This is a genomic window from Bhargavaea massiliensis, assembly GCF_050480245.1.
Classification (GTDB): Bacteria; Bacillota; Bacilli; order Bacillales; family Anoxybacillaceae; genus Anoxybacillus.
Genome location: NZ_JBCNEQ010000004.1, coordinates 46191 through 66741, shown reverse-complemented (window position 1 = coordinate 66741; position 20551 = coordinate 46191). Strand labels below are relative to the sequence as shown.

At 43.0% G+C, this 20551-nt stretch carries 18 protein-coding genes and 1 pseudogene; 17 read left to right on the top strand and 2 right to left on the bottom strand.

What is annotated here, in order from left to right:
• Nucleotides 1-26: 26 nt before the first annotated feature.
• From spoIIQ to tagU, 13 genes and pseudogenes are all read left to right on the top strand, one after another.
• Entirely contained in the window at nt 27-842 is an 816-nt protein-coding gene (gene spoIIQ, locus ABEV15_RS01690) for a stage II sporulation protein SpoIIQ (protein ID WP_498852209.1), read from the top strand.
• Nucleotides 843-1064: 222 nt separating this feature from the next.
• Entirely contained in the window at nt 1065-1328 is a 264-nt protein-coding gene (gene spoIIID, locus ABEV15_RS01685) for a sporulation transcriptional regulator SpoIIID (RefSeq protein WP_429630178.1), read from the top strand.
• Nucleotides 1329-1419: 91 nt separating this feature from the next.
• A complete protein-coding gene (locus ABEV15_RS01680) occupies nt 1420-2424 on the top strand; it encodes a rod shape-determining protein (RefSeq protein ID WP_498852208.1) in 1005 nt (334 codons plus the stop codon).
• A gap of 88 nt (nt 2425-2512) precedes the next feature.
• Nucleotides 2513-3301 (top strand): flagellar basal-body rod protein FlgF, encoded by a 789-nt coding sequence (gene flgF / locus ABEV15_RS01675; RefSeq protein WP_498852207.1) that lies wholly within the window; start codon nt 2513-2515, stop codon nt 3299-3301.
• 10 nt (nt 3302-3311) lie between these two features.
• Complete coding sequence (locus tag ABEV15_RS01670) at nt 3312-4136, top strand: flagellar hook-basal body protein (RefSeq protein ID WP_498852206.1); 825 nt, start codon at nt 3312-3314, stop codon at nt 4134-4136.
• Nucleotides 4137-4150: 14 nt separating this feature from the next.
• Nucleotides 4151-4363: a DNA-directed RNA polymerase subunit beta gene (locus ABEV15_RS01665; protein ID WP_429630186.1), complete on the top strand. Its 213-nt coding sequence runs from the start codon at nt 4151-4153 to the stop codon at nt 4361-4363.
• 84 nt (nt 4364-4447) lie between these two features.
• Nucleotides 4448-4876 (top strand): 3-hydroxyacyl-ACP dehydratase FabZ, encoded by a 429-nt coding sequence (gene fabZ / locus ABEV15_RS01660; protein WP_429630188.1) that lies wholly within the window; start codon nt 4448-4450, stop codon nt 4874-4876.
• Nucleotides 4877-4943: 67 nt separating this feature from the next.
• The gene (locus tag ABEV15_RS01655) at nt 4944-5174 is read left to right on the top strand and encodes a hypothetical protein (protein WP_498852205.1); all 231 of its coding nucleotides are present in this window, start codon (nt 4944-4946) and stop codon (nt 5172-5174) included.
• Between the two features lie 139 nt (nt 5175-5313).
• Nucleotides 5314-5712, top strand: a complete 399-nt coding sequence (locus ABEV15_RS01650) for a hypothetical protein (RefSeq protein WP_498852204.1) — start codon at nt 5314-5316, stop codon at nt 5710-5712.
• Nucleotides 5713-6200: 488 nt separating this feature from the next.
• Nucleotides 6201-6902, top strand: a complete 702-nt coding sequence (locus ABEV15_RS01645) for a hypothetical protein (RefSeq protein WP_498852203.1) — start codon at nt 6201-6203, stop codon at nt 6900-6902.
• A gap of 94 nt (nt 6903-6996) precedes the next feature.
• Nucleotides 6997-7875, top strand: coding sequence for a UTP--glucose-1-phosphate uridylyltransferase GalU (galU, locus tag ABEV15_RS01640; RefSeq protein ID WP_077429860.1), 879 nt, complete (start codon nt 6997-6999; stop codon nt 7873-7875).
• Nucleotides 7876-8067: 192 nt separating this feature from the next.
• Nucleotides 8068-8990, top strand: a pseudogene (locus tag ABEV15_RS01635) (nucleoside-diphosphate sugar epimerase/dehydratase).
• 480 nt (nt 8991-9470) lie between these two features.
• Nucleotides 9471-10388 carry a polyisoprenyl-teichoic acid--peptidoglycan teichoic acid transferase TagU gene (gene tagU / locus ABEV15_RS01630; protein WP_498852202.1) on the top strand — a complete coding sequence of 306 codons (918 nt, stop codon included), beginning with the start codon at nt 9471-9473 and terminating at the stop codon, nt 10386-10388.
• 74 nt (nt 10389-10462) lie between these two features.
• Here tagU and amyS read toward each other — a convergent pair whose 3' ends face one another.
• Both amyS and ABEV15_RS01620 read right to left on the bottom strand, forming a co-directional pair.
• A complete protein-coding gene (gene amyS / locus ABEV15_RS01625) occupies nt 10463-12304 on the bottom strand; it encodes an alpha-amylase (RefSeq protein WP_498852201.1) in 1842 nt (613 codons plus the stop codon).
• Between the two features lie 310 nt (nt 12305-12614).
• Nucleotides 12615-13208 carry a plasmid pRiA4b ORF-3 family protein gene (locus tag ABEV15_RS01620; protein ID WP_498852200.1) on the bottom strand — a complete coding sequence of 198 codons (594 nt, stop codon included), beginning with the start codon at nt 13206-13208 and terminating at the stop codon, nt 12615-12617.
• A gap of 142 nt (nt 13209-13350) precedes the next feature.
• Between ABEV15_RS01620 and ABEV15_RS01615 the strand changes: the two genes are divergently transcribed.
• From ABEV15_RS01615 to ABEV15_RS01600, 4 genes are all read left to right on the top strand, one after another.
• Nucleotides 13351-14661 carry a UDP-glucose dehydrogenase family protein gene (locus tag ABEV15_RS01615; protein WP_498852199.1) on the top strand — a complete coding sequence of 437 codons (1311 nt, stop codon included), beginning with the start codon at nt 13351-13353 and terminating at the stop codon, nt 14659-14661.
• Between the two features lie 62 nt (nt 14662-14723).
• Complete coding sequence (gene galE / locus ABEV15_RS01610) at nt 14724-15695, top strand: UDP-glucose 4-epimerase GalE (protein WP_498852198.1); 972 nt, start codon at nt 14724-14726, stop codon at nt 15693-15695.
• Between the two features lie 126 nt (nt 15696-15821).
• Nucleotides 15822-17330 (top strand): glycine betaine uptake BCCT transporter, encoded by a 1509-nt coding sequence (locus tag ABEV15_RS01605; RefSeq protein WP_498852197.1) that lies wholly within the window; start codon nt 15822-15824, stop codon nt 17328-17330.
• 107 nt (nt 17331-17437) lie between these two features.
• Nucleotides 17438-20494, top strand: coding sequence for an efflux RND transporter permease subunit (locus ABEV15_RS01600; RefSeq protein WP_498852240.1), 3057 nt, complete (start codon nt 17438-17440; stop codon nt 20492-20494).
• Nucleotides 20495-20551 lie beyond the last annotated feature (57 nt).

Genomic DNA, 20551 nt, shown 5'->3' with positions numbered 1-20551 from the left:
TCACAATGGTTGCTGAGGTGATGAACATGAAAGAAGAAAACAAAAAAGTTTCAAAGTTGTTCCGTAAACGTTGGGTTGTTCCTTCGATTTATTTGTTAAGTGCAGCGCTCATTTTAACAGGTGTGCTTTGGTTCCAAAGCAAAACAAACGACATCGTCCAACCGCCTGTTGATGAAGCAGAACAAGGCACAGCTGTGAACGAACCAGACTCTGTTCCTGTACAACAAGCCGTTGAACAAATTGTCATGCCTGTCCTTGATCCGAATGCTGTAGAAATCGCTAAACCGTTTTACGACTTTAATGCACCAGCTGAAGAACAAGAAGCCGCTCTCGTCTCTTATAATGATGAATATTATCCGAACAAAGGTGTCGACATCGCGATGAAAAACGGCGAAAGCTTTGATGTAACTGCATCGTTAAGCGGAACAGTCATTAAAGCAGAAAAAGACCCGATCTTCGGTTACGTCGTTCATCTTCAACACGATCGTGGCGTTGTGACGGTATATCAATCATTAACAGACGTGCAAGTGAAAACAGGCGATACAGTAAAACAAGGGCAAGTGATCGCAAAAGCGGGCACAAACGAGTTCAATAAAGAAGCAGGCGTTCACGTTCACTTTGAAATTCGCAAAGATGGGCAAGCGGTTAACCCAGTCGCTTACTTCGATCAACCGCTAAGCGCATTAGAAAACAATGAACAACAAACAACGGAGCAACAAGCGGAACAACAAGCGGAACAACAAGCGGAACAACAAGAAACAAATCAAAGCGAAACAAATGAACAAGAAGCCGATCCGTCAAGCACTGTGCCAGATGCTTCGATCGGAATGGCAAGAACATGAACAGATGGGCAAAATGCTCATCTGTTCGCTTTTTTATGGAATATATTTTCTTCTTGCCTAATACATTATTACAAACTTGAACAACGAGGGTGTTTGAGGTGAGATGAACAATTAATAGATGAGATTGACGATTTTGTCATGAACGAGTAAACGCCACTGCGACAACCGCCTTATGCGTCTCATTTCACACTTCTCACATCCAACTTAGGGAGGGCGAGCAGTGTGCACGATTACATCAAAGAGCGTACAATCAAGATTGGCAAGTATATCGTGGAGACGAGAAAAACCGTTCGCGTCATCGCGAAAGAATTCGGTGTATCTAAAAGCACCGTGCATAAAGACTTAACGGAACGGCTCCCGGAAATTGACCCCGAATTAGCGAATGAAGTGAAAGAAATTTTAGATTACCATAAATCCATTCGCCATTTGCGTGGAGGAGAAGCGACGAAGAAAAAGTATAAAAAAGAAACCGAGCAAGCGACTTAATTTTGTTGTCTCCCTTGTCAAAAATGTTCTCTTTTTTCGTCATCATTGTGGTAAAATGTCTTATTAGGAGAAATGGCAAGGAGGAACATATATGTTTTTGGCAAGGGATATCGGCATCGACCTCGGCACGGCGAACGTGTTGATTTATGTAAAAGGGAAAGGCATCGTATTGAACGAACCTTCCGTCGTTGCGATTGATCAACATACAAAGCGGGTGTTAGCGGTAGGAGAAGAAGCGCGGCGCATGGTCGGGCGCACGCCTGGGCATATTGTTGCCATTCGTCCGTTAAAAGACGGGGTGATTGCGGACTTTGAAATTACCGAAGCGATGTTGAAACATTTTTTAAGCAAACTCAATTTAAAAGGATGGTTTGCTAAACCGCGCATTTTAATTTGTTGCCCAACGAACATTACATCAGTCGAACGAAAAGCGATTAAAGAAGCAGCCGAAAAAAGCGGCGGCAAAAAAGTATATTTAGAAGAAGAACCAAAAGTAGCGGCTATCGGCGCCGGAATGGATATTTTTCAACCTTTTGGAAACATGGTGGTCGACATCGGTGGAGGTACAACAGATGTTGCAGTATTATCGATGGGCGACATCGTCACATCCGCATCCATTAAAGTAGCTGGCGATAAATTTGACCAAGAAATTTTAAATTACATTAAACGAGAATATAAGCTATTAATTGGTGAGCGAACAGCGGAAGAAATTAAAATGAACATCGCTACCGTTTTTCCGAACGCTCGCGATGAAGCGATGGATATTCGCGGTCGCGATTTAGTAACCGGCTTGCCAAGAACGATTACTGTTCGTTCCGGTGAAATTGAAAAAGCGCTGCGCGAAACGGTATATACGATCGTCCAAACAGCAAAAAGCGTGCTTGAGCGCACACCGCCAGAACTGTCAGCCGACATTATTGACCGCGGCATTTTCTTAACAGGAGGCGGGGCGTTACTTCATGGCATTGACCAACTGCTTGCACAAGAATTAAAAGTGCCTATTTTTATTGCGGAAAATCCGATGGATTGCGTAGCCATCGGCACAGGGTTAATGCTTGATAACATCGACAAAGCCCCATATCGTCAACTCGGGTAGGTGCCATTGGGAAATGGTACCTATTCGCTTTTTCCCCCTTTTTCTTTTATAATGAAAGTAGTGTGAAAACGATGGAGGGGAACGTTTTATGTTTCGCGGACTATATACAGCTGCTTCAGGCATGCTTTCTCAACAACGCCGCATCGAAATGATGACGAACAATATCGCAAACGCCAATACGCCGGGCTATAAAGCTGATCAAGCATCGTTGCGGGCTTTTCCAGAGATGCTAATGCACCGCATTCAACAAACGACCATTCCGACAGAAAGGAAACTCACATGGCGCGATCGTACATACATTGGTCCGCTCTCAACAGGGGTGTACGTGCAAGAACTTGTGCCGAACTTTGCGCAAGGAGATATACGCGAAACAGGCAACAACACTGATGTAGCGATTGTCGATGGCACGGGCACATCATTTTTTACCGTTCAAAACGAAACAGGCGACGTTCGTTATACGCGAAACGGCCATTTGACCATCGATGCAGACGGCTTTTTAACGACGACAGACGGTCTTTACGTGCTTGATGAAAGCGGTAACCGTATTTTCATCGGGGACGAGCAGTTTACTGTATTAACGGACGGAACGATCACAAAAGATGGCGAACAAATCGCCCGCCTTCGCATCGCCTACGCTGACGATGTTCAAACGCTTGCGAAAGAAGGAAACGGTTTATTCCGGGCAGAAGGAGAACTCCCGCCTGCACAAACGTATACAATTCGCCAACAATATATTGAACGTTCAAACGTCGATCTTTCCCGTGCGATGACGGACATGTTGTCGGCTTATCGCGCCTTTGAGGCGAATCAAAAAATTTTACAAGCGTACGATAAAAGTATGGACAAAGCGGCAAACGAAATTGGCCGCTTAAGGTAGGGGGATGACGATGCTTCGGTCAATGATTACTGCCGCCAACACGATGAACCAACTACAACAACAACTAGACGTCATTAGCCATAATATCGCCAACGTCAATACGACCGGGTTTAAAAAACGCGATGCCGTATTTGGTGAATTGCTCGCCCAACAGTTTACGAACTTGCTAAAAACGGACGAAGCGCCTCGTCTGACGCCAGCAGGTGTCCGCCTCGGTGTCGGCGCAAAAGTCGCGTCCACCTATATGCAAGTGAAACAAGGCTCGATTGTAAAAACAGATCGTCCGCTTGATCTTGCATTGACGAAAGAAGGGCAATTTTTCCGCATCCTTGTCGATGGTGCGATGCAATATACGCGCGATGGTGCGTTTTACCTTAGTCCGTCGGTGAACAATCCAAATGAATTGATGCTTGTGACGGCAGATGGCTATGCAGTTGTAGATGAAAACAACGAACTGATTACGGTACCGGACGGATTTAAAGATATTCAAGTCACTCAAAACGGAACGATGCAATTCATTGCGCCAAACGGAAACATCATGAAGACCGTGAACATCGGCGTATCATATGTGACGCGCCCGCAACTGATGCAGTCGCTTGGCGATAACCGTTTTGCTTTTCCAGCTGATGTGAATCATGAAGACGTAACGGTTAATTTAGCTGGCAACAATCGTAACGACATTTCCATGCAACAATACGCCTTGGAACAATCGAACGTTGAACTAGCGACCGAGATGAGCGAGCTCATGATTACGCAACGGTCATATCAGCTAAACGCTCGTGCGATTACGTTGTCGGATCAAATGATGGGGATTATTAACGGCATTCGTTCATAGAGAGGGAAAATGATATGGAGGAAAAACAACAGAAACGCTCGCTTCGCCGTCCGCGCCGCCGTCTTATTCCGATTTGGCTTCGTTTACTCATCGTCCTTTGTTTGATTACCATTAGCACGTTGGCAGGAGCGATGGTTGGCTACGGCGTGCTTGGCGAAGGAAACGCATGGGATGCGTTAAAGCCAGCGACGTGGCAACATATTGTCGATTTAATCGAAAAACAGTAGTGGACAGACCACTTCAAAACGTGATACATTGGAAAAAAGGCGGAAGGGAGATCCTTCCGTTTTTTTATAAAGGAGGAACAATGCATGCTTGATATTCAACAAATTCAACAAATTATTCCACATCGTTATCCGTTTTTACTCGTTGATCGCATCATTGAAGTCGAAGAAGGAAAACGCGCCGTCGGCATGAAAAACGTGAGCGCAAACGAACAATTTTTTGTCGGTCATTTTCCTGACTATCCCGTCATGCCTGGCGTATTAATTGTCGAAGCGCTTGCGCAAGTGGGAGCTGTCGCGATGTTAATGAAAGAAGAAAACCGCGGTCGCCTCGCCTTTTTCACCGGCATTGATAACTGCCGCTTTAAAAAGCAAGTAAAGCCGGGCGATCAATTACGATTAGAAGTCGAAATGATTCGTTTTAAAGGCGCAATCGGCAAAGGAAGAGGAGTCGCCACCGTTGACGGCGAGCTCGTATGCGAAACAGAAATCATGTTTGCGCTCGGTGAAAAATAATGCATGACCGTTTCCTTTCTGGGCATATTATAGGTGATCACATCATGTGAAGGAAAGGAGACAAACGATGAAAACGAAATGGCTACTCAAATTACTTAGCGCATTCATCGCCATTATGGTCGTTACCGGTTGCAATAACGATGATACAGACAACGAGGTAGATAACCAAGAAGAAGTGCAGCCAGGTGAAGACACAAATGAAGGCGCTGGCGACGATGAAAATGACGCTGTGCCAGATGAAGAAGAAGCCGTTGAAGATCCAGAAGACGTGAACGATGCAGACAATGTAGACGAATAAAACGTAAGAGGTTTCCTCTTGCGTTTTTTTATTCCCTTCCTTCCTATAACCGTTAGTATAGTTATAAAAAAACTTTGTCAATACACGCTTTTTTATGATACATTAACGGTTGACGATAATCATATGGAGGGTTTTATACATGTTAAAACAGCTTCCTCATCGCATGAAGATGAACATGACGCTATCGATTAAAAAAGTGTTTGAACGATATATGGCAAGCATCGGCTGGGATGAAACAAAATACAATGCCGCAACATTGATGGAACAATGGCGCCATTATTTATACAATGAAGCGACATGGTTTGCGGAATTAGACGATACGATTAAAACAAACCCACAATTTCACGAACAACTTGCAGCACGCATTAACGAAATTATCGAGCAACTCGTGAACGAACCTCCGACCGATGAACAAATCGCAGAAATTAACCGTCTCGTTGAACGGCTCGGCATTGACGATTTCCCTTACAGCTGTCGATTAGAAGCAAAATACCACATCGAACGTCTACAACAAGAGCTAAAAAAAAAGAAAAGTTAACGAAACGGGCGAGCGAAAAACAGCGAAAGCTAGCGGAAATTTTATACTACCAAGCATATGACCGTCCGCTTCCAGAACGCGACTATACGGTTGCTGAAATGAACAATATTATTGCACAGGCGAAACAAATCATTGCACAAGAAGAAAAAGACGAAGAAATCATTCACTAACCGGCAGAACATGGCTCTGTCGGTTTTCTTTTTTGTGGAAATAATTTTATAAAAAAGGTAGAAAAACGGAATTGTTTGTCGGTATAATGGAGCTAGTGAACGTTTTTGTCGAAAATATGTGTATGATATCTTATAGTTATCAATGAAGGTCATTAATCGTGTTGTGAGTGGGAAAGATGACGATTTGATCACTTTAGACGCCTGTCGTCAATGGTGCGGTGTGAGGGCGGGTTAGATGCCCAATGCTAACCTTGTTTTTTTATTTATGTCTCTTTTTTGCCATGTTATAATGAGAGAAATGGTAAAGGAGGGATACAATTGAGCCAAGAATTAAAAGCTTTGCTTCGCTCTGTGTTAAAAGAAGAACTGCAACCGATTCATGAACAATTAGAGCGTGTTGAACAAACACAACAAGAGTTACAACGCGGTCAAAAAGCACTAGAAAAGAGTGTTGCTCGAATCCAGCAAGATGTAACAGAGCTACAAGTAGGCCAGCGAGCACTAGAAAATACAGTTGCTCAAATTCAACAAGACGTCGCGCAATTACAAGCAGGCCAACAAGCATTACAACAAGACGTCGCACAATTACAAGCAGGCCAACAAGCATTACAACAAGACGTCGCACAATTACAAGCGGGTCAACAAGCATTACAACAAGACGTCGCACAATTACAAGCAGGCCAACAAGCATTACAACAAGATGTTGCACAATTACAAGCAGGTCAACAAGCATTACAACAAGATGTTGCACAATTACAAGCAGGTCAACACAAGCTAGAAAATGATATGGTCGATATGAAACAATCACTCGGAAATATGGAACGGACGCAAGAAAAGATTCTCGAAGAGCTACGCATATCAAAAAACAACCAGGCACTAGTCATAAATGATTTGACAAACATAAAAAAATCAATGGATGTGACGGTTGCTTATTTGCAGCGTAGATCCGATGTCATATTTGATAAAATGATTGAACATGAAAAAGAAATTTTAAATTTAAAAACACGTCTACCAAACTAACTCCCCATGGGAGCTATTTTTTTGTACATCGACGTATAGGTTATGCACATATAGCATATACGTGGGTGTACAGTTTAGGAAGTGAGGGATGGATGTGAAAACGGTAAGAAAAGCGATTATCCCAGCTGCAGGACTTGGCACGCGCTTTTTACCCGCGACAAAAGCGATGCCGAAAGAAATGCTTCCGATCGTCGACAAGCCAACGATTCAATACATCGTCGAAGAGGCGATCGAATCGGGCATTGAAGATATTATTATCGTCACAGGAAAAGGAAAACGTGCCATTGAAGATCATTTCGACCATGCGTTCGAACTTGAACAAACGTTGTTAAAAAACAATAAACATGACCTACTAGAAAAAGTAAAAGAACCGTCCAAAGTTGACATTCATTACATTCGTCAAAAAGAACCAAAGGGACTTGGCCACGCCGTTTGGTGCGCCCGCAAATTTATTGGCGATGAACCATTTGCTGTCCTGTTAGGCGACGACATCGTTCAAGCCGAAACACCGTGTTTAAAACAACTGATGAACGAATTTGAACAAACGAGAAGCTCTGTCATCGGCGTCAAACAAGTCGCAGACGACGAAACGCATCGCTACGGTATCATCGACCCGATCGATAAAAAAGGCCGCCGCTACCAAGTGCGCCAATTCGTCGAAAAACCAGCACCAGGCACGGCACCATCTAACTTAGCGATTATGGGTCGATACATATTAACGCCAGAAATTTTCATGTTTCTTGAAAAACAAGAAACCGGCGCCGGCGGCGAAATTCAACTGACCGATGCGATTCAAAAACTAAACGAAATTCAACGTGTGTTTGCGTACGAGTTTGAAGGAAAACGATACGATGTTGGGGAGAAGCTTGGGTTTATTCAGACGACGATTGAGTTTGGGTTACAAAACGAAGAGATTAAGGATGACTTATTAAAATTCATGGAGCGGATCATTCAACAACATCAACAGTCATAAGCGCGATGCTTATGGCTTTTTTGTCCCTTATTTTACATTTGGAAGGGAGATACGACATTGGCTTATCGAACATGATTAACGCTTTTAATGCTGTTAGACTCAGCAATCGTCTTATCAGCCATTTACATCAGTTTATTTACGCTTCATCCACACATTGAAATTTTTAAATACCCATCACTTTTATTGTCTGCGGTGACATTATTATTTAGCCATCATATATTTGCTTTTCATTACCGTTTGTATCATAAAGTGTGGGAATATGCGAGCATTGGTGAATTAATAGCAATCGCAAAAACAGTCACATTTTCCATCATCGTCACCGCTTTCGTACAATGGACAATATACGAAGACATGTACGTCCGCGCATTGATGATTACATGGATGATTCATATGTTGCTTTTAGGAGGCTCTCGCTTCGTTTGGCGCATATACCGCGATCAATATATGAGTCAAAACAAAGGAAAAAAACGAACGCTAATTATTGGAGCAGGAGCTGCTGGCACTATGGTTGCGCGACAACTATTAACAAGTCGTGAGTCCGACCTTTGCCCTATCGCATTTATCGATGACGATCGAACAAAACAAAAGTTACATATTCTCGGTCTTCCTGTTTTAGGCACAACAAATGATATTCCACATGTTGTTGAAACAAAACAAATTGGTCATATTATTATTGCAATTCCATCGCTTAGAAAATCGGAACTAAATCGCATTTTTACCGAATGCGCCAAAACAAATGCGAAAACACAAACTGTACCTAAGTTGGAAGATATTATAACAGGTAAAGTATCCGTCAATCAATTTCGTGATGTGCAAGTAGAAGATTTACTGGGGCGTGACCCTATTGAACTCGATACGGAAAGCATTTCGGAATACATCAAAGGGAAAGTCATTCTTGTCACCGGTGCCGGCGGCTCCATTGGATCAGAAATTTGTCGACAAGTATGCCGCTTTCATCCAAAAAAATCATTTTACTTGGACATGGTGAAAACAGCATTTATCAAATTGATATGGAATTGCGTAATCAATATAAGCATGACATTGACATCGTTCCAATCATCGGCGATATTCAAGACCGTGAGCGTATGTTTGAAGTAATGGAACAGTATGAGTAAAATGTTTGTGGGGGAAAAGGAGAAAAAAAAGACAGGTCCCTTATTTGAAACAGATTGAAAGAAGCAATGAGCGATTAGTAAAATTATTATCCCGCTTAGGGCGCTAATGGGGAAGACCGAGATACTTGAATTAGGTCTTTCCCAATTTTTTTGTCCGAAAAATGAGGATGTGCAGGAGTTTATTCGTTCAAAGGCTGTTGAATTTGAGCGAAGAGACCTCGGCCGAACATATTTCATTGTGGATGAACAATTGACATTATTAGAACAACATATCGCTATTTTAGGTTATTTTACACTCGCCATGAAATCGATTATATTTAGTCCAGAAATTTCAAAAGAACTCAGGAGGAAGAGAGCTTGTTCAATTGTATCGACGATTAAGATAGAGGAATGTTTGCGTAAAGAGATGATGCCTCATTCTTGTCTTTTTTCAAGCCGTATGTTACGCTTCACATGAAAATATCCATGACCCAAAGGAAGATGCAAATGACACCGAAGCGAAAAAAACGTATATGGATCGGAGCAATTGTTTTATTTCTTGCGTTGGTAGGGGCGTATGCATTTTCTGTTTACTATAAACTACAACAAACGATCAGCGAAATACACGAACCTATTCAACGTGAACATTCAGAGAAACGCCCAGAGGAGCTATCGTTTACAGAAAAACAACCGATCTCGATTTTGCTTATTGGGGTAGATGAACGAAAAAATGATCGCGGTCGGGCAGATTCGTTAATTGTCATGACAGTGAACCCGGAAAAGCAGTCGATAGAAATGGTAAGCATTCCACGAGATACACGCACATTGATTGTCGGTAAAGGGAAAGAGGATAAAATTAACCACTCGTACGCTTTTGGTGGGGTGGAAATGACGCTTGCGACGGTCGAACATTTTTTAGACATTCCAATTGATTATTACATTAAAGTGAACATGGAAGGCTTTAAAGATATCGTAGATGCCGTTGGTGGTGTTACAGTAAATAATTCTTTTGCATTTGAATATGAAGGAGAGTCGTTCCCTAAAGGAGAAATTACTCTAAATGGAGAAAAGGCATTAAAATACACTCGTATGCGCTATGATGATCCACGTGGCGATTTTGGCAGACAAGATCGGCAAAAACAAGTGATTGAGGAAATTATTAAAAAAGGAGCTAGCTTCTCTTCTCTTACAAACTATGGTGACATACTTGAAGCGATAGGAAAAAATATAAAAACAAATTTGACATTTGACGACATGAAACAAATTCAAGCGAACTATAAAGAAGCACGACGTCATATCGAGCAGCTACACATACAAGGAAAAGGTCAAAAAATAAACGGGATCTACTATTTGATTGTACCAGAGGAAGAACGTATAGCCATTTCGCAACGGTTAAAGGAGCATTTAGGAATAAAGTAAGGATGTCTCGGGGGACATCCTTTTTCTTTACAACTACACAAAAATGTATGTTTTTCATGTGAATGAATATATGCTTATGGCACATTCCAGCCCGCCGTGTATGACCCACTTGATGCGAACGGAACGGTGTACGTTCGATTTGAAGTGCTTTCCCATATCACATTTCCAGCTTGGTCTTTTTTAATAAATTTAAACTCAATTGCCTTTCCTTGTGGGAGAGCAATTGTTGCTTTCCATGTCGGATAAGAAGATGGATTCATTTTAATTGCATTTGCGGTATTCCAATTTCCGAGTTCTGGAATGTTGCCGACAACATATACGTTTTGTTCACTAGTTGTTGTGGCATTATTAACTGTAAATGTGACGTTTGACGTTTTAGCCACCCAAATCGAAACGGAGCCGCCGTTTACTTTAAATTCTCCCCAACCATCCGCATTAATCGTTACTGTGTCACTTCGATTTCCGGTTAAATCATAAAACACTTTTCCGGCATGTTTTTTACCGACATACATCCATTTGCTTCCGCCAGGGCCGTCGGTAATTAAAGCCGCCAGTCCAGAGTTTGGTTTTGTATCAATGCCTTCGCGTGTCCATCCAATAATGTCTTGATGGTCAATGTAATCACGTTGTGTTCCATAGGCATAGTCCCGACGAGCAATTAAAAGCGGATCGATTTTGCTTTTTAACCCTGGAATATTGTATTTTGGGATTCCATAATAGTCACCGTAAAATACGCAAGGATATCCCTCTTGTCTCGTTAAAATAAAGGCGTAAGCAAGTGGTTTAAACCAAGGTTCGACCCATGACTGTAAAGATTGCCCTGGTTGCGTGTCGTGGTTATCGACAAGTGTTACAGCGAGTGAAGGTTGATCTTTCATTAATGTATTATTCAATAAATAACGCATGTCAAAATCTCCACTCGATTTGGAAGCGGTATAAAAGTTGTTATGCAAAGGTGCATCAAATAATGACATCGATCCATTTGTTTTTGTAATGTAATTATGCAGCTTATTGACGTCATAGCTCCAAAATTCCCCAACGGCAAATAAATTTTTTCCTGTTTGATTACGTACATATGTTAGCCAGTCAGGGAAAAAGCTGTATTTAATATGTTTTACGGCATCTAAGCGGAATCCATCGATATTTGTAGTATTGACGTACCACGTTCCCCAGTTTTTTAATTCTGTCACAACCTCAGGGTGATCCATATCTAAATCAGCGAACATTAAATAATCATAGTTTCCGTTTTCTGTATCGACTTCCCAGTCCCATGCTTTTCCTGTATCGCGGAATTTGTAAATCCGATTTAATTTTCGGCTTTCATCCCAATCGGTACCGTCAAAATGATACCAACGCCATTTAAAACTCGAGTATGTGTTCCCACGACCGGGAAAATCAAATTTTGTCCATGCTTGAATTTGATATGTTCCAGATGTTTCTTGATTTCGATTAGAAGGGTTTACCTCAACCGCATTGACAAATTCTGTGCCGTCAGCTCCCGCCTTATGATTAAATACAACATCTGCATATACTTGCATCCCTGCGGCTTTGGCAGCTTGGATGGCTTGAATATATTGTGTTTTTGTTCCGTATTTTGTTCGAATCGTTCCTTTTTGATTAAATTCCCCAAGGTCATATAAATCGTACACGCCGTATCCGACATCGCTTTGACTTGTTCCTTTATACGCTGGAGGAAGCCATAACGCTGTAATACCGAGCGAAGAAAGATTTGCGGCTTCATTTTTCACCTTTGTCCAAAGGGTTCCATCGTTCGGTAAATCCCATTCAAAATATTGCATCATTGTTTCGTTAATAGGTGCAGTATTAGCTTGTGCTGTTGAAAAAGGTGTGAAAAAGGAAATAACTAAGGTAGCAATTATAGAATAATAAAACCATACTTTTTTCACATTATTCATCTGTACACATCCTTTCATGTGGAGTAAAGATACAAACGTTTGCACTGAAGTATAAACTCGTTTGAAGTTATTATAATGACAAATATTAACGCTTACAATATAGTTTTTTATTTTTATACATTTCACCAAATTTGAAAGCCGTGCGGTTATTTTATGTGGAGGGATGTATAAAGGACCGCCTGTAACGGTGCCTGTCACGCCCCACTCAGCCATTTCGCAACGGTTAAAGGAGCATTTGGAGATACAGAAAAGGGGCTGACCGAAAAGACCGCTAAAAAGCGGACTTTTGAGTCAGCCCTAAAAAAGGCATTTATTTGAATTTGATTGTTGCTAGTCTTCCGTTTACTTCCTCTATATCAAAATATTCCGGATCAAAGTCGTCTCCGTACCATTCATCATACCACTCGAGAAACTCTTCCCGTTCTTGTTTTCTTGTATCGTTTTGCATCATATCAATTACATCTTGGTAGCCCCAAACGCCACCGACATCTTCGGGTGGACATGCTCGTTTTCCTTTAATGCAAACAGGATGTGTCAACGGTTCCATTCGTTTTTCAATCTTTTCTAATGTAACGATATGCTCCCAATTGTCGCCAAAGTCATACGTATATAAAACTTTGTCTTTTTCTTGACTTAAATATGTTTTCATCCGTATTTTTCGAGAATCGAGCATATCTTTCCGAGGGTGTGAAAAATCGTCTAGAGGGTGTGGCACATCGATGATCGCATCGCTTGTTTCGAATTGATATAAGTGATAGTTTTTCCAACCCATTGCTTCTTGAATGATCAGATGAAGTTGATCGAATGTAATATTGCTTGGAACAAGTACACGTCGCCAAATGGGAGGACGAATACCACGCAAGGCGATTTTTAATTGGTAAACGGTTTGTTTTTTCTGCAACACTTTCTCCTCCTTTCTTTTACTATAATGATAGACGAGTTTCTATGTTTTTATAAGAGAAATCTTTCATTTTTTTCGATAGCCGTATCGTGCAAAAATGCTCACGTTTGTGTAAACTGAAAAAAAACGTGCACGGAGGTTAGCAATGAACATTGTCGTTGTCGGAACAGGATATGTGGGCTTAGTGACAGGGGTCGCGCTTGCGCATATTGGTCATCAGGTGACGTGCGTTGATGTCGATAAAGAAAAAGTGGATTGCTTGCGCCAAGGGATTTCTCCAATTTATGAGCCGGGTATTGAGCCGTTTATGAAAGAAAATATGGACGCCGGGCGATTGTTTTTTACGACGGACGGTGCGCGTGCATATCAGGAAGCGGATGTGATTTATATCGCGGTCGGCACGCCTGAAAATGAAGATGGTTCTGCGAATTTGACGCATTTGAAGCAAGCGGTGAGAGACATTGCTTCGGCGGTGACGAAAGACGTGATCGTCGTCACGAAAAGTACGGTGCCGATCGGGACGAATCACGAAATGAAGCGCATGTTTGCGGAGCTTGCTCCACATGTACGTATCGAAGTCGTGTCGAACCCGGAATTTTTACGGGAAGGTTCTGCCATTCACGATACGTTTCATGGCGATCGCATTGTGATCGGTGCGGATGATGAACGGGCAGCAGCGGTCGTTGCCGATATTCATCGGCCATTTGGCATTCCGATTTTTCAAACCGACATTCGTAGCGCAGAAATGATTAAATATGCGTCAAACGCCTTTTTAGCGACGAAAATTAGTTTTATTAATGAAATTGCGAACATATGTGAAAAAGTTGGCGCGGACATTGAACAAGTGGCGGCTGGAATGGGGATGGATGCGCGCATCGGCTCCTCGTTTTTGCGCGCTGGCATCGGTTATGGAGGCTCTTGTTTTCCGAAAGATACGAAAGCGTTAGCGAAAATTGCGGCAAATATTGATCACGATTTCGAATTGCTGAAGGCAGTGATTGAAGTAAACAATAAACAACAACGCAAGCTCATTGAGAAAGCGAAAGAGCGGTTTGGTCGTCTCGCCGGAAAACGAGTGGCTCTTCTCGGTTTATCGTTTAAGCCAAATACAGACGATATGCGGGAAGCTGCATCGCTTGTCGTTGCGCGCGAGCTGCTTGCGGAACAGGCGACCGTCGTTGCATATGACCCGATTGCGATGGGGAAAGCGGCACATGTGTTGCCGAAAGAAGTCATATATGCAGACCGGGTAGAACAGGCGCTCGAACGTGCGGATGCGGCAATGATTTTAACGGAATGGGATGAATTTCGCCAGTTGGACTTATCTGTTTACGTTAACAAAATGAAAACGCCTATTATTTTTGATGGGCGCAATTGTTATGCGCTTCACGATGTAGCGCGCTACCCAATTGAATATTACTCGATCGGACGAAAACCGATAACGAATATAAAATAACTCCATCTTTCCTATATATGTGTGATAAAATTGAAGTTTATGACAAGGAAAGGAGATGTTGTATGATTTTAGTAGTTGGTGGTGCAGGATATATCGGTAGCCATGTGGTAAAGAAATTAGTTGAAACGAAGCCGATCGTCGTGCTCGATAATTTATCGACAGGGCATCGTCATCTCGTGGACAAACGAGCGGTATTCGTTCATGGCGATTTAGGCGATCGGACGACGCTTGTACGCATATTTGAAAAATATCCGATCGATGCGGTCATGCATTTTGCGGCAAATAGTTTAGTAGGCGAGTCGGTCGTTGAGCCGATGAAATATTATAAAAACAATGTCGCTGCGACGTTAACGTTATTAGAAACGATGATGGAATATGGTGTCAAACGTTTTATTTTTTCATCGACAGCGGCTGTATACGGCATTCCAAACGTTGATCTTATTACGGAAGATTGCCCGACAAACCCAATTAATCCGTACGGTCGCTCGAAATTAATGATCGAGCATATGCTTTCAGACTTTGCCTCGGCGTACGATTTACGTTACGTCGTGTTGCGCTATTTCAACGCAGCAGGTGCGCATGAAAGCGGGGACATTGGGGAAGATCATCATCCGGAAACGCATTTAATTCCGCTTATTTTGCAACATTTGCTCGGGATGCGCGATAAAATTTCGGTGTTTGGCACAGATTACGATACGCCAGACGGCACATGTATTCGCGATTACATTCATGTGACCGATTTAGCCGAAGCGCACATCATCGCTTTGCATGCGCTTCTTTCGAATGAAAAAAAGACGGCAACATACAATCTCGGCAACGGGCTCGGTTATTCGGTTAAAGAAGTGATCGATATGTGCGAGCGTGTGACGGGGAAACAGGCGACGATTGAATATACGGAGCGTCGTCCAGGAGATCCGGCTCGACTCGTCGCTTCGTCTGAAAAAATTGCTCGTGAACTTGGCTGGAAAGCGACGCGCTCGCTTGAAGAGATTATTGCAAGCGCATGGCGTTGGCACGAGAAACATACATCATAGAAAAGAGAAGTCGTATGTTTTGACTTCTCTTTTCCATTTTGTTACCATGTTAATATACATGCTTCATTAACACCCGAAGACGCTAACACGATCCCCATAAGGCATATAAAATGAAGGAGGGATTGGATGCGGAAAACAACACCTGTTTTTTACATTTCTATCGTCATCGCATTATTATTTATTGGTTGGGGAGTGATCCCGGAAAGTGTATTGCCGCAATTTCATTTGGCGAAAGTGAGCGGCGACGTACAAAGTTTTCTAGTGCATAAGTTTGGTTGGTTTTATTTACTAGCCGCAACGGCTTTTCTCGTCTTCTGTTTCGTTATGATCTTTTCAAAATATGGAAACATTCGACTAGGTGCGGACGATGAAAAACCGGAGTATCGTTATCGAACGTGGTTTGGCATGTTGTTTAGTGCCGGTATGGGAATCGGGTTAGTGTTTTGGGGAGTGGCTGAACCGATGTATCATTACTATAGCCCGCCTGTTGGTGAAGCAGAAACAGCAGAAGCTGCTCGTGTAGCGATGCGATATGCGTTTTTCCATTGGGGATTGCATCCATGGGCAATTTACGCTGTCGTTGCGTTAGCGTTAGCTTATTTTCAATTTCGGAAAAACGAGCCAGGGGTAATAAGCCGTGTGTTGCGTCCAGTATTGGGTGAACGTGTACACGGATGGATGGGAATCGCTGTCGATACGTTAGCGGTTTATGCGACGGTTTTCGGTGTCGCCACCTCACTCGGATTAGGTGCGATTCAAATTAGTGGGGGATTGTCTCACCTCTCTCCAAGTATACCAAACAGTTTTGCGACACAGCTCGTCGTTATCATTGTCGTTACGGTATTATTTATGTTGTCAGCACAAACGGGACTGAATAAAGGAATTAAAATGTTGAGCGAGACGAATGTGATGCTTGCGGTACTTTTAATGTTATTCCTACTGTTTGCGGGACCGACGAATTTTATTATGGATGTGTTTACTACAACACTCGGTTCTTATGTTCAAAATTTACCTTCTATGAGTTTGCGGTTAAGTCCATTTGAACAAAGTGAATGGCCGAGGGTGTGGACGATTTTTTACTGGGCATGGTGGATTGCATGGGCACCATTTGTCGGCTCGTTTATTGCCCGCGTTTCGCGCGGACGAACGATTCGAGAGTTTATGATTGGTGTATTGCTCGTTCCAACTATTTTCGGTGCATTATGGTTTTCTGCATTCGGTGGGTCCGCACTTTACTTAGAAATGTTTAAACAAGCAAATATCATGGGAACGGTGAATGAATCGGGCATTGAGATGGCGCTCTTTTCCGTTTTTAATCATTTCCCATTTAGCATGGTCTTGTCTGGACTGGCAATTTTGCTTATATGTACGTTTTTCGTCACATCGGCCGATTCAGCCACACTTGTGCTCGGGATGCAGACGACAAACGGCAGTTTACATCCACCGAATTCTGTGAAATTTGTTTGGGGGGTTATTCAGTCCGCGACGGCAGCAATTTTGCTTTGGACAGGTGGACTACAGGCGCTTCAAACCGCATCAATTATTGCGGCGTTTCCATTTACGTTTATCATGCTTCTTATGATTCTTTCTTTGTGGCGGTCGTTTAAACAAGAAACATTTACGAAGAAAAAATAATCGGTCATGACTTGGCCGATTATTTTTTTACCTAAAGTTTGACACTCGCTGTTCTGTTCGCTACCCTAACAGTAGAACAAACAAAGAGGACGGTGAACAGACAAGTTATGAACATTAGCCACTTTTCGATTCGGCGCCCGGTGTTGACGTTCGTATCGATGGTGATCGTCATTCTTTTAGGGGCGGTATCTCTGTTAAATATTCCGATGAAGTTAATTCCTGATATTCAACCCCCTGTCGGTGTCGTTGTAGCAACGTATCCGGGAGCGGGGCCGACGGAAGTGTTAGAGAAAGTGACGAAGCCGTTAGAAAGCAGCTTAGCGACGTTGCCGGGGCTAAAAACGATAACTTCGACGTCGCAAGAAGGATCGACACTCATTTTATTACAGTTTTCATGGGCGACAGTAATTGATGACATCCAAAATGATGTCATGCAGCGTATTGATCAAGCGCCTCTTCCTGATGACGTGTCAAAGCCGCGATTTTTAAAGTTTGACCCGTCGCAGTTTCCGATTATTCAAATGACGTTGACGACGGAAAAGGAACATGAACAGCTGAAGACGTTGGCGCAACAGTTAAAAGCGGAGCTTGCCAAAACGGAAGGAGTAGCTAGCGTCAACGTATCAGGAACGTTTACGAAACATGTGCGCGTGCTCGTAGATCCAAATAAGCTTCGTACATATCGCCTGTCGCAACAAGATATCGCTAATCTTATTTCAGCTAACAACGTGTCGTTGCCAGGGGAAACGGTCGTCATCGACGATCGGCAACTATCGACACGCATTTTAAGCACGGTACAGTCTGTCGATGAATTAAAAAATCTCGTTCTTTTGATCGACCCTATGACAAATAAGCGCGTTCGTTTGCAAGATGTAGCGAGCGTTGAACTCGTTCCAGACGAGCAACAAACGATTACGAGAACGAACGAAAAGCCATCCGTGTTAATGAGCGTGCTGCAAAAGGCAGATGCGAACACAGCGGAAGTATCTACAGCGTTTCAAAAGCAGTTGGATAAATTGTTGAAAAAAGAACAATTTCAAGACGTACATGTCGACATATTGTTTGACCAAGGGGAATTTATTCAGCGAACGATTCGCAACATCGCACAATCGCTCGTTTTAGGTGGCGCTTTTGCGATGGCGGTATTGTTTGTATTTTTGCGAAATATAAAAAGTCCGCTCATTATCGGCATCGCTATTCCGTATTCGGTAATTGTGACGTTCGTGTTAATGTATTTTTCCGATTTTACGTTAAATATTATGACGCTTGGCGGATTAGCCCTTGGGATCGGGATGCTTGTTGACAACTCGATTATCGTTATTGAAAATATTTCCCGCCATTTAGCGATGGGAAAAGAGCCGAAAGAAGCGGCAAAAGATGGGGTAAGCGAAGTCGGCAGCGCTATCGTCGCATCGACGTTGACGAGTGTAGCGGTGTTTATTCCGGTATTATTTATTACCGGTTTAATTGGAGATTTATTTACCGAGTTTGCGCTAACGATTGCGTTTAGTTTACTAGCATCGTTATTTGTTGCGCTGACGGTTGTGCCGATGCTTGCGAGCCGTTGGTTGCGCCCGCGCAGACGGTATCGCGAAGAAGCCCGTTTAACGTCCGCTCCGATGCGTGCGCTTGAGCGAAGTGTACGATGGTCGTTGCGTCATCGTTTCGCCGTATTATTGCTCGCGTTCGGTTTGCTCGGTGCGGGGGTGTTTAGTTTAACGACCGTCGGTATGCAGTTTTTGCCGAATGCTGATGAAGGGTTTTTCTCGATTCGCGTCCAAACAGATGACGGTGCTTCGCTGCAAGCGACAGAGCGCGTTGTGGCGGCGATTGAACATGAATTAAAGCGAGTGGATGATATCGATACGTACGTCAGCTTAATTGGTTCAACGCAAGAGCAATCGTTTCGTGGTACGACGCAAAGCAACGTCGCGGAAATATACGTGAAAATGAAACCGAAAGATAAGCGTGATCGCTCGGTGTTCGTTGTCGTTGATGAGTTAAAATCCCCTGTGCAACAAGCGGTGAAAAAAGTGAATAAAACGGCGGAAGTGTCGTTTAACTTGCAAGCATCGACCGGAAGTGCGCCAAATACGTTAACATTTAGCGTAAAAGATACGGATGAGAAAAGGTTGAAAGAAGTCGTTCGTCAAATTGAAAAACGATTAAAGACCTTAAAAGAAGTAAAAGAAGTGACAACGGATTTATCAGAAACAGTTGATGAAATGCAAGTGAAAATCGATCGAGAAAAAGCGTTGCGAAACGGTTTAACCCCTGCGCAAGTCGCCATCGCTGCCCAACAAATGACGCGCGGAATGACGGCGACACGCATCATTGATGCGAGCGCGAACGTATATGATGTAAACGTTCAATACGATGACCGTGCGAACCATTCGGTTGAACATATAAAAAAATTGCTTGTGAAAAAACCGGACGGTACGTTCGTAAAACTTGGGGATATTGCATCCGTTTCGGTCGGCAAAAGCCCTGTTCGCATTCAGCGAATCAATGAACAAAGTGCCGTTCAGTTTACGGTGAAATATAAAAGTTCGGTGACGCTTGGCGACATATCGGCGCTTGTCGACCGTGAGATCGCAAAGCTCGATCTTCCATCAGAAACGGATATTGTTTTCGGGGGAGATCGCGAGTTGCTTGAGTCGTCCATTGATGATTTAGCGTTAGCTTTCGGATTGGCGGTTACGTTTGTATATCTCGTCATGGCTGCGCAGTTTGAATCATTTAAACATCCGTTCATCATTATGTTTACGATTCCGTTAATGATCGTCGGAATTGCGGGCGGATTATTGTTGACGCAGACGCCAGTAAGCGTCATGGTCATTATCGGCGGTATCGTACTTGCCGGTATTGTCGTCAACAATGCGATTGTCCTTGTCGATTATATGAATCAATTGCGTGCGCGCGGAGAGCGGGATATTATTGTCACCGCAGTGAAGCTTCGTCTTCGCCCGATTTTAATGACGGCGTTAACGACAATTTTAGGGCTGTTGCCGCTCGCCTTTGGCATCGGTGATGGAGCGGAGCTTAATCAGCCGATGGCGATTACTGTCATTGGTGGGCTATTAAGTAGCACGTTGTTGACGTTATTTGTCATCCCGGTCGTGTACAGCTTTACGTTACCGAGAAAGTTTTATATGCAAAAATAAACAGCCGTCGCGGCTGTTTATTTTTTTCGTTCTTCTAGTTTTTTGGCCATTTGTTCA

What these genes read in the sequence shown, in the direction of transcription:
- spoIIQ (WP_498852209.1), top strand. Translation starts at nt 27, where the DNA reads ATGAAAGAAGAAAACAAAAAAGTTTCAAAGTTGTTCCGTAAACGTTGG.
- ABEV15_RS01680 (WP_498852208.1), top strand. Translation starts at nt 1,420, where the DNA reads ATGTTTTTGGCAAGGGATATCGGCATCGACCTCGGCACGGCGAACGTG.
- flgF (WP_498852207.1), top strand. Translation starts at nt 2,513, where the DNA reads ATGTTTCGCGGACTATATACAGCTGCTTCAGGCATGCTTTCTCAACAA.
- ABEV15_RS01670 (WP_498852206.1), top strand. Translation starts at nt 3,312, where the DNA reads ATGCTTCGGTCAATGATTACTGCCGCCAACACGATGAACCAACTACAA.
- ABEV15_RS01665 (WP_429630186.1), top strand. Translation starts at nt 4,151, where the DNA reads ATGGAGGAAAAACAACAGAAACGCTCGCTTCGCCGTCCGCGCCGCCGT.
- fabZ (WP_429630188.1), top strand. Translation starts at nt 4,448, where the DNA reads ATGCTTGATATTCAACAAATTCAACAAATTATTCCACATCGTTATCCG.
- ABEV15_RS01655 (WP_498852205.1), top strand. Translation starts at nt 4,944, where the DNA reads ATGAAAACGAAATGGCTACTCAAATTACTTAGCGCATTCATCGCCATT.
- ABEV15_RS01650 (WP_498852204.1), top strand. Translation starts at nt 5,314, where the DNA reads ATGTTAAAACAGCTTCCTCATCGCATGAAGATGAACATGACGCTATCG.
- tagU (WP_498852202.1), top strand. Translation starts at nt 9,471, where the DNA reads ATGCAAATGACACCGAAGCGAAAAAAACGTATATGGATCGGAGCAATT.
- amyS (WP_498852201.1), bottom strand. Translation starts at nt 12,304, where the DNA reads ATGAATAATGTGAAAAAAGTATGGTTTTATTATTCTATAATTGCTACC.
- ABEV15_RS01615 (WP_498852199.1), top strand. Translation starts at nt 13,351, where the DNA reads ATGAACATTGTCGTTGTCGGAACAGGATATGTGGGCTTAGTGACAGGG.
- galE (WP_498852198.1), top strand. Translation starts at nt 14,724, where the DNA reads ATGATTTTAGTAGTTGGTGGTGCAGGATATATCGGTAGCCATGTGGTA.
- ABEV15_RS01605 (WP_498852197.1), top strand. Translation starts at nt 15,822, where the DNA reads ATGCGGAAAACAACACCTGTTTTTTACATTTCTATCGTCATCGCATTA.
- ABEV15_RS01600 (WP_498852240.1), top strand. Translation starts at nt 17,438, where the DNA reads ATGAACATTAGCCACTTTTCGATTCGGCGCCCGGTGTTGACGTTCGTA.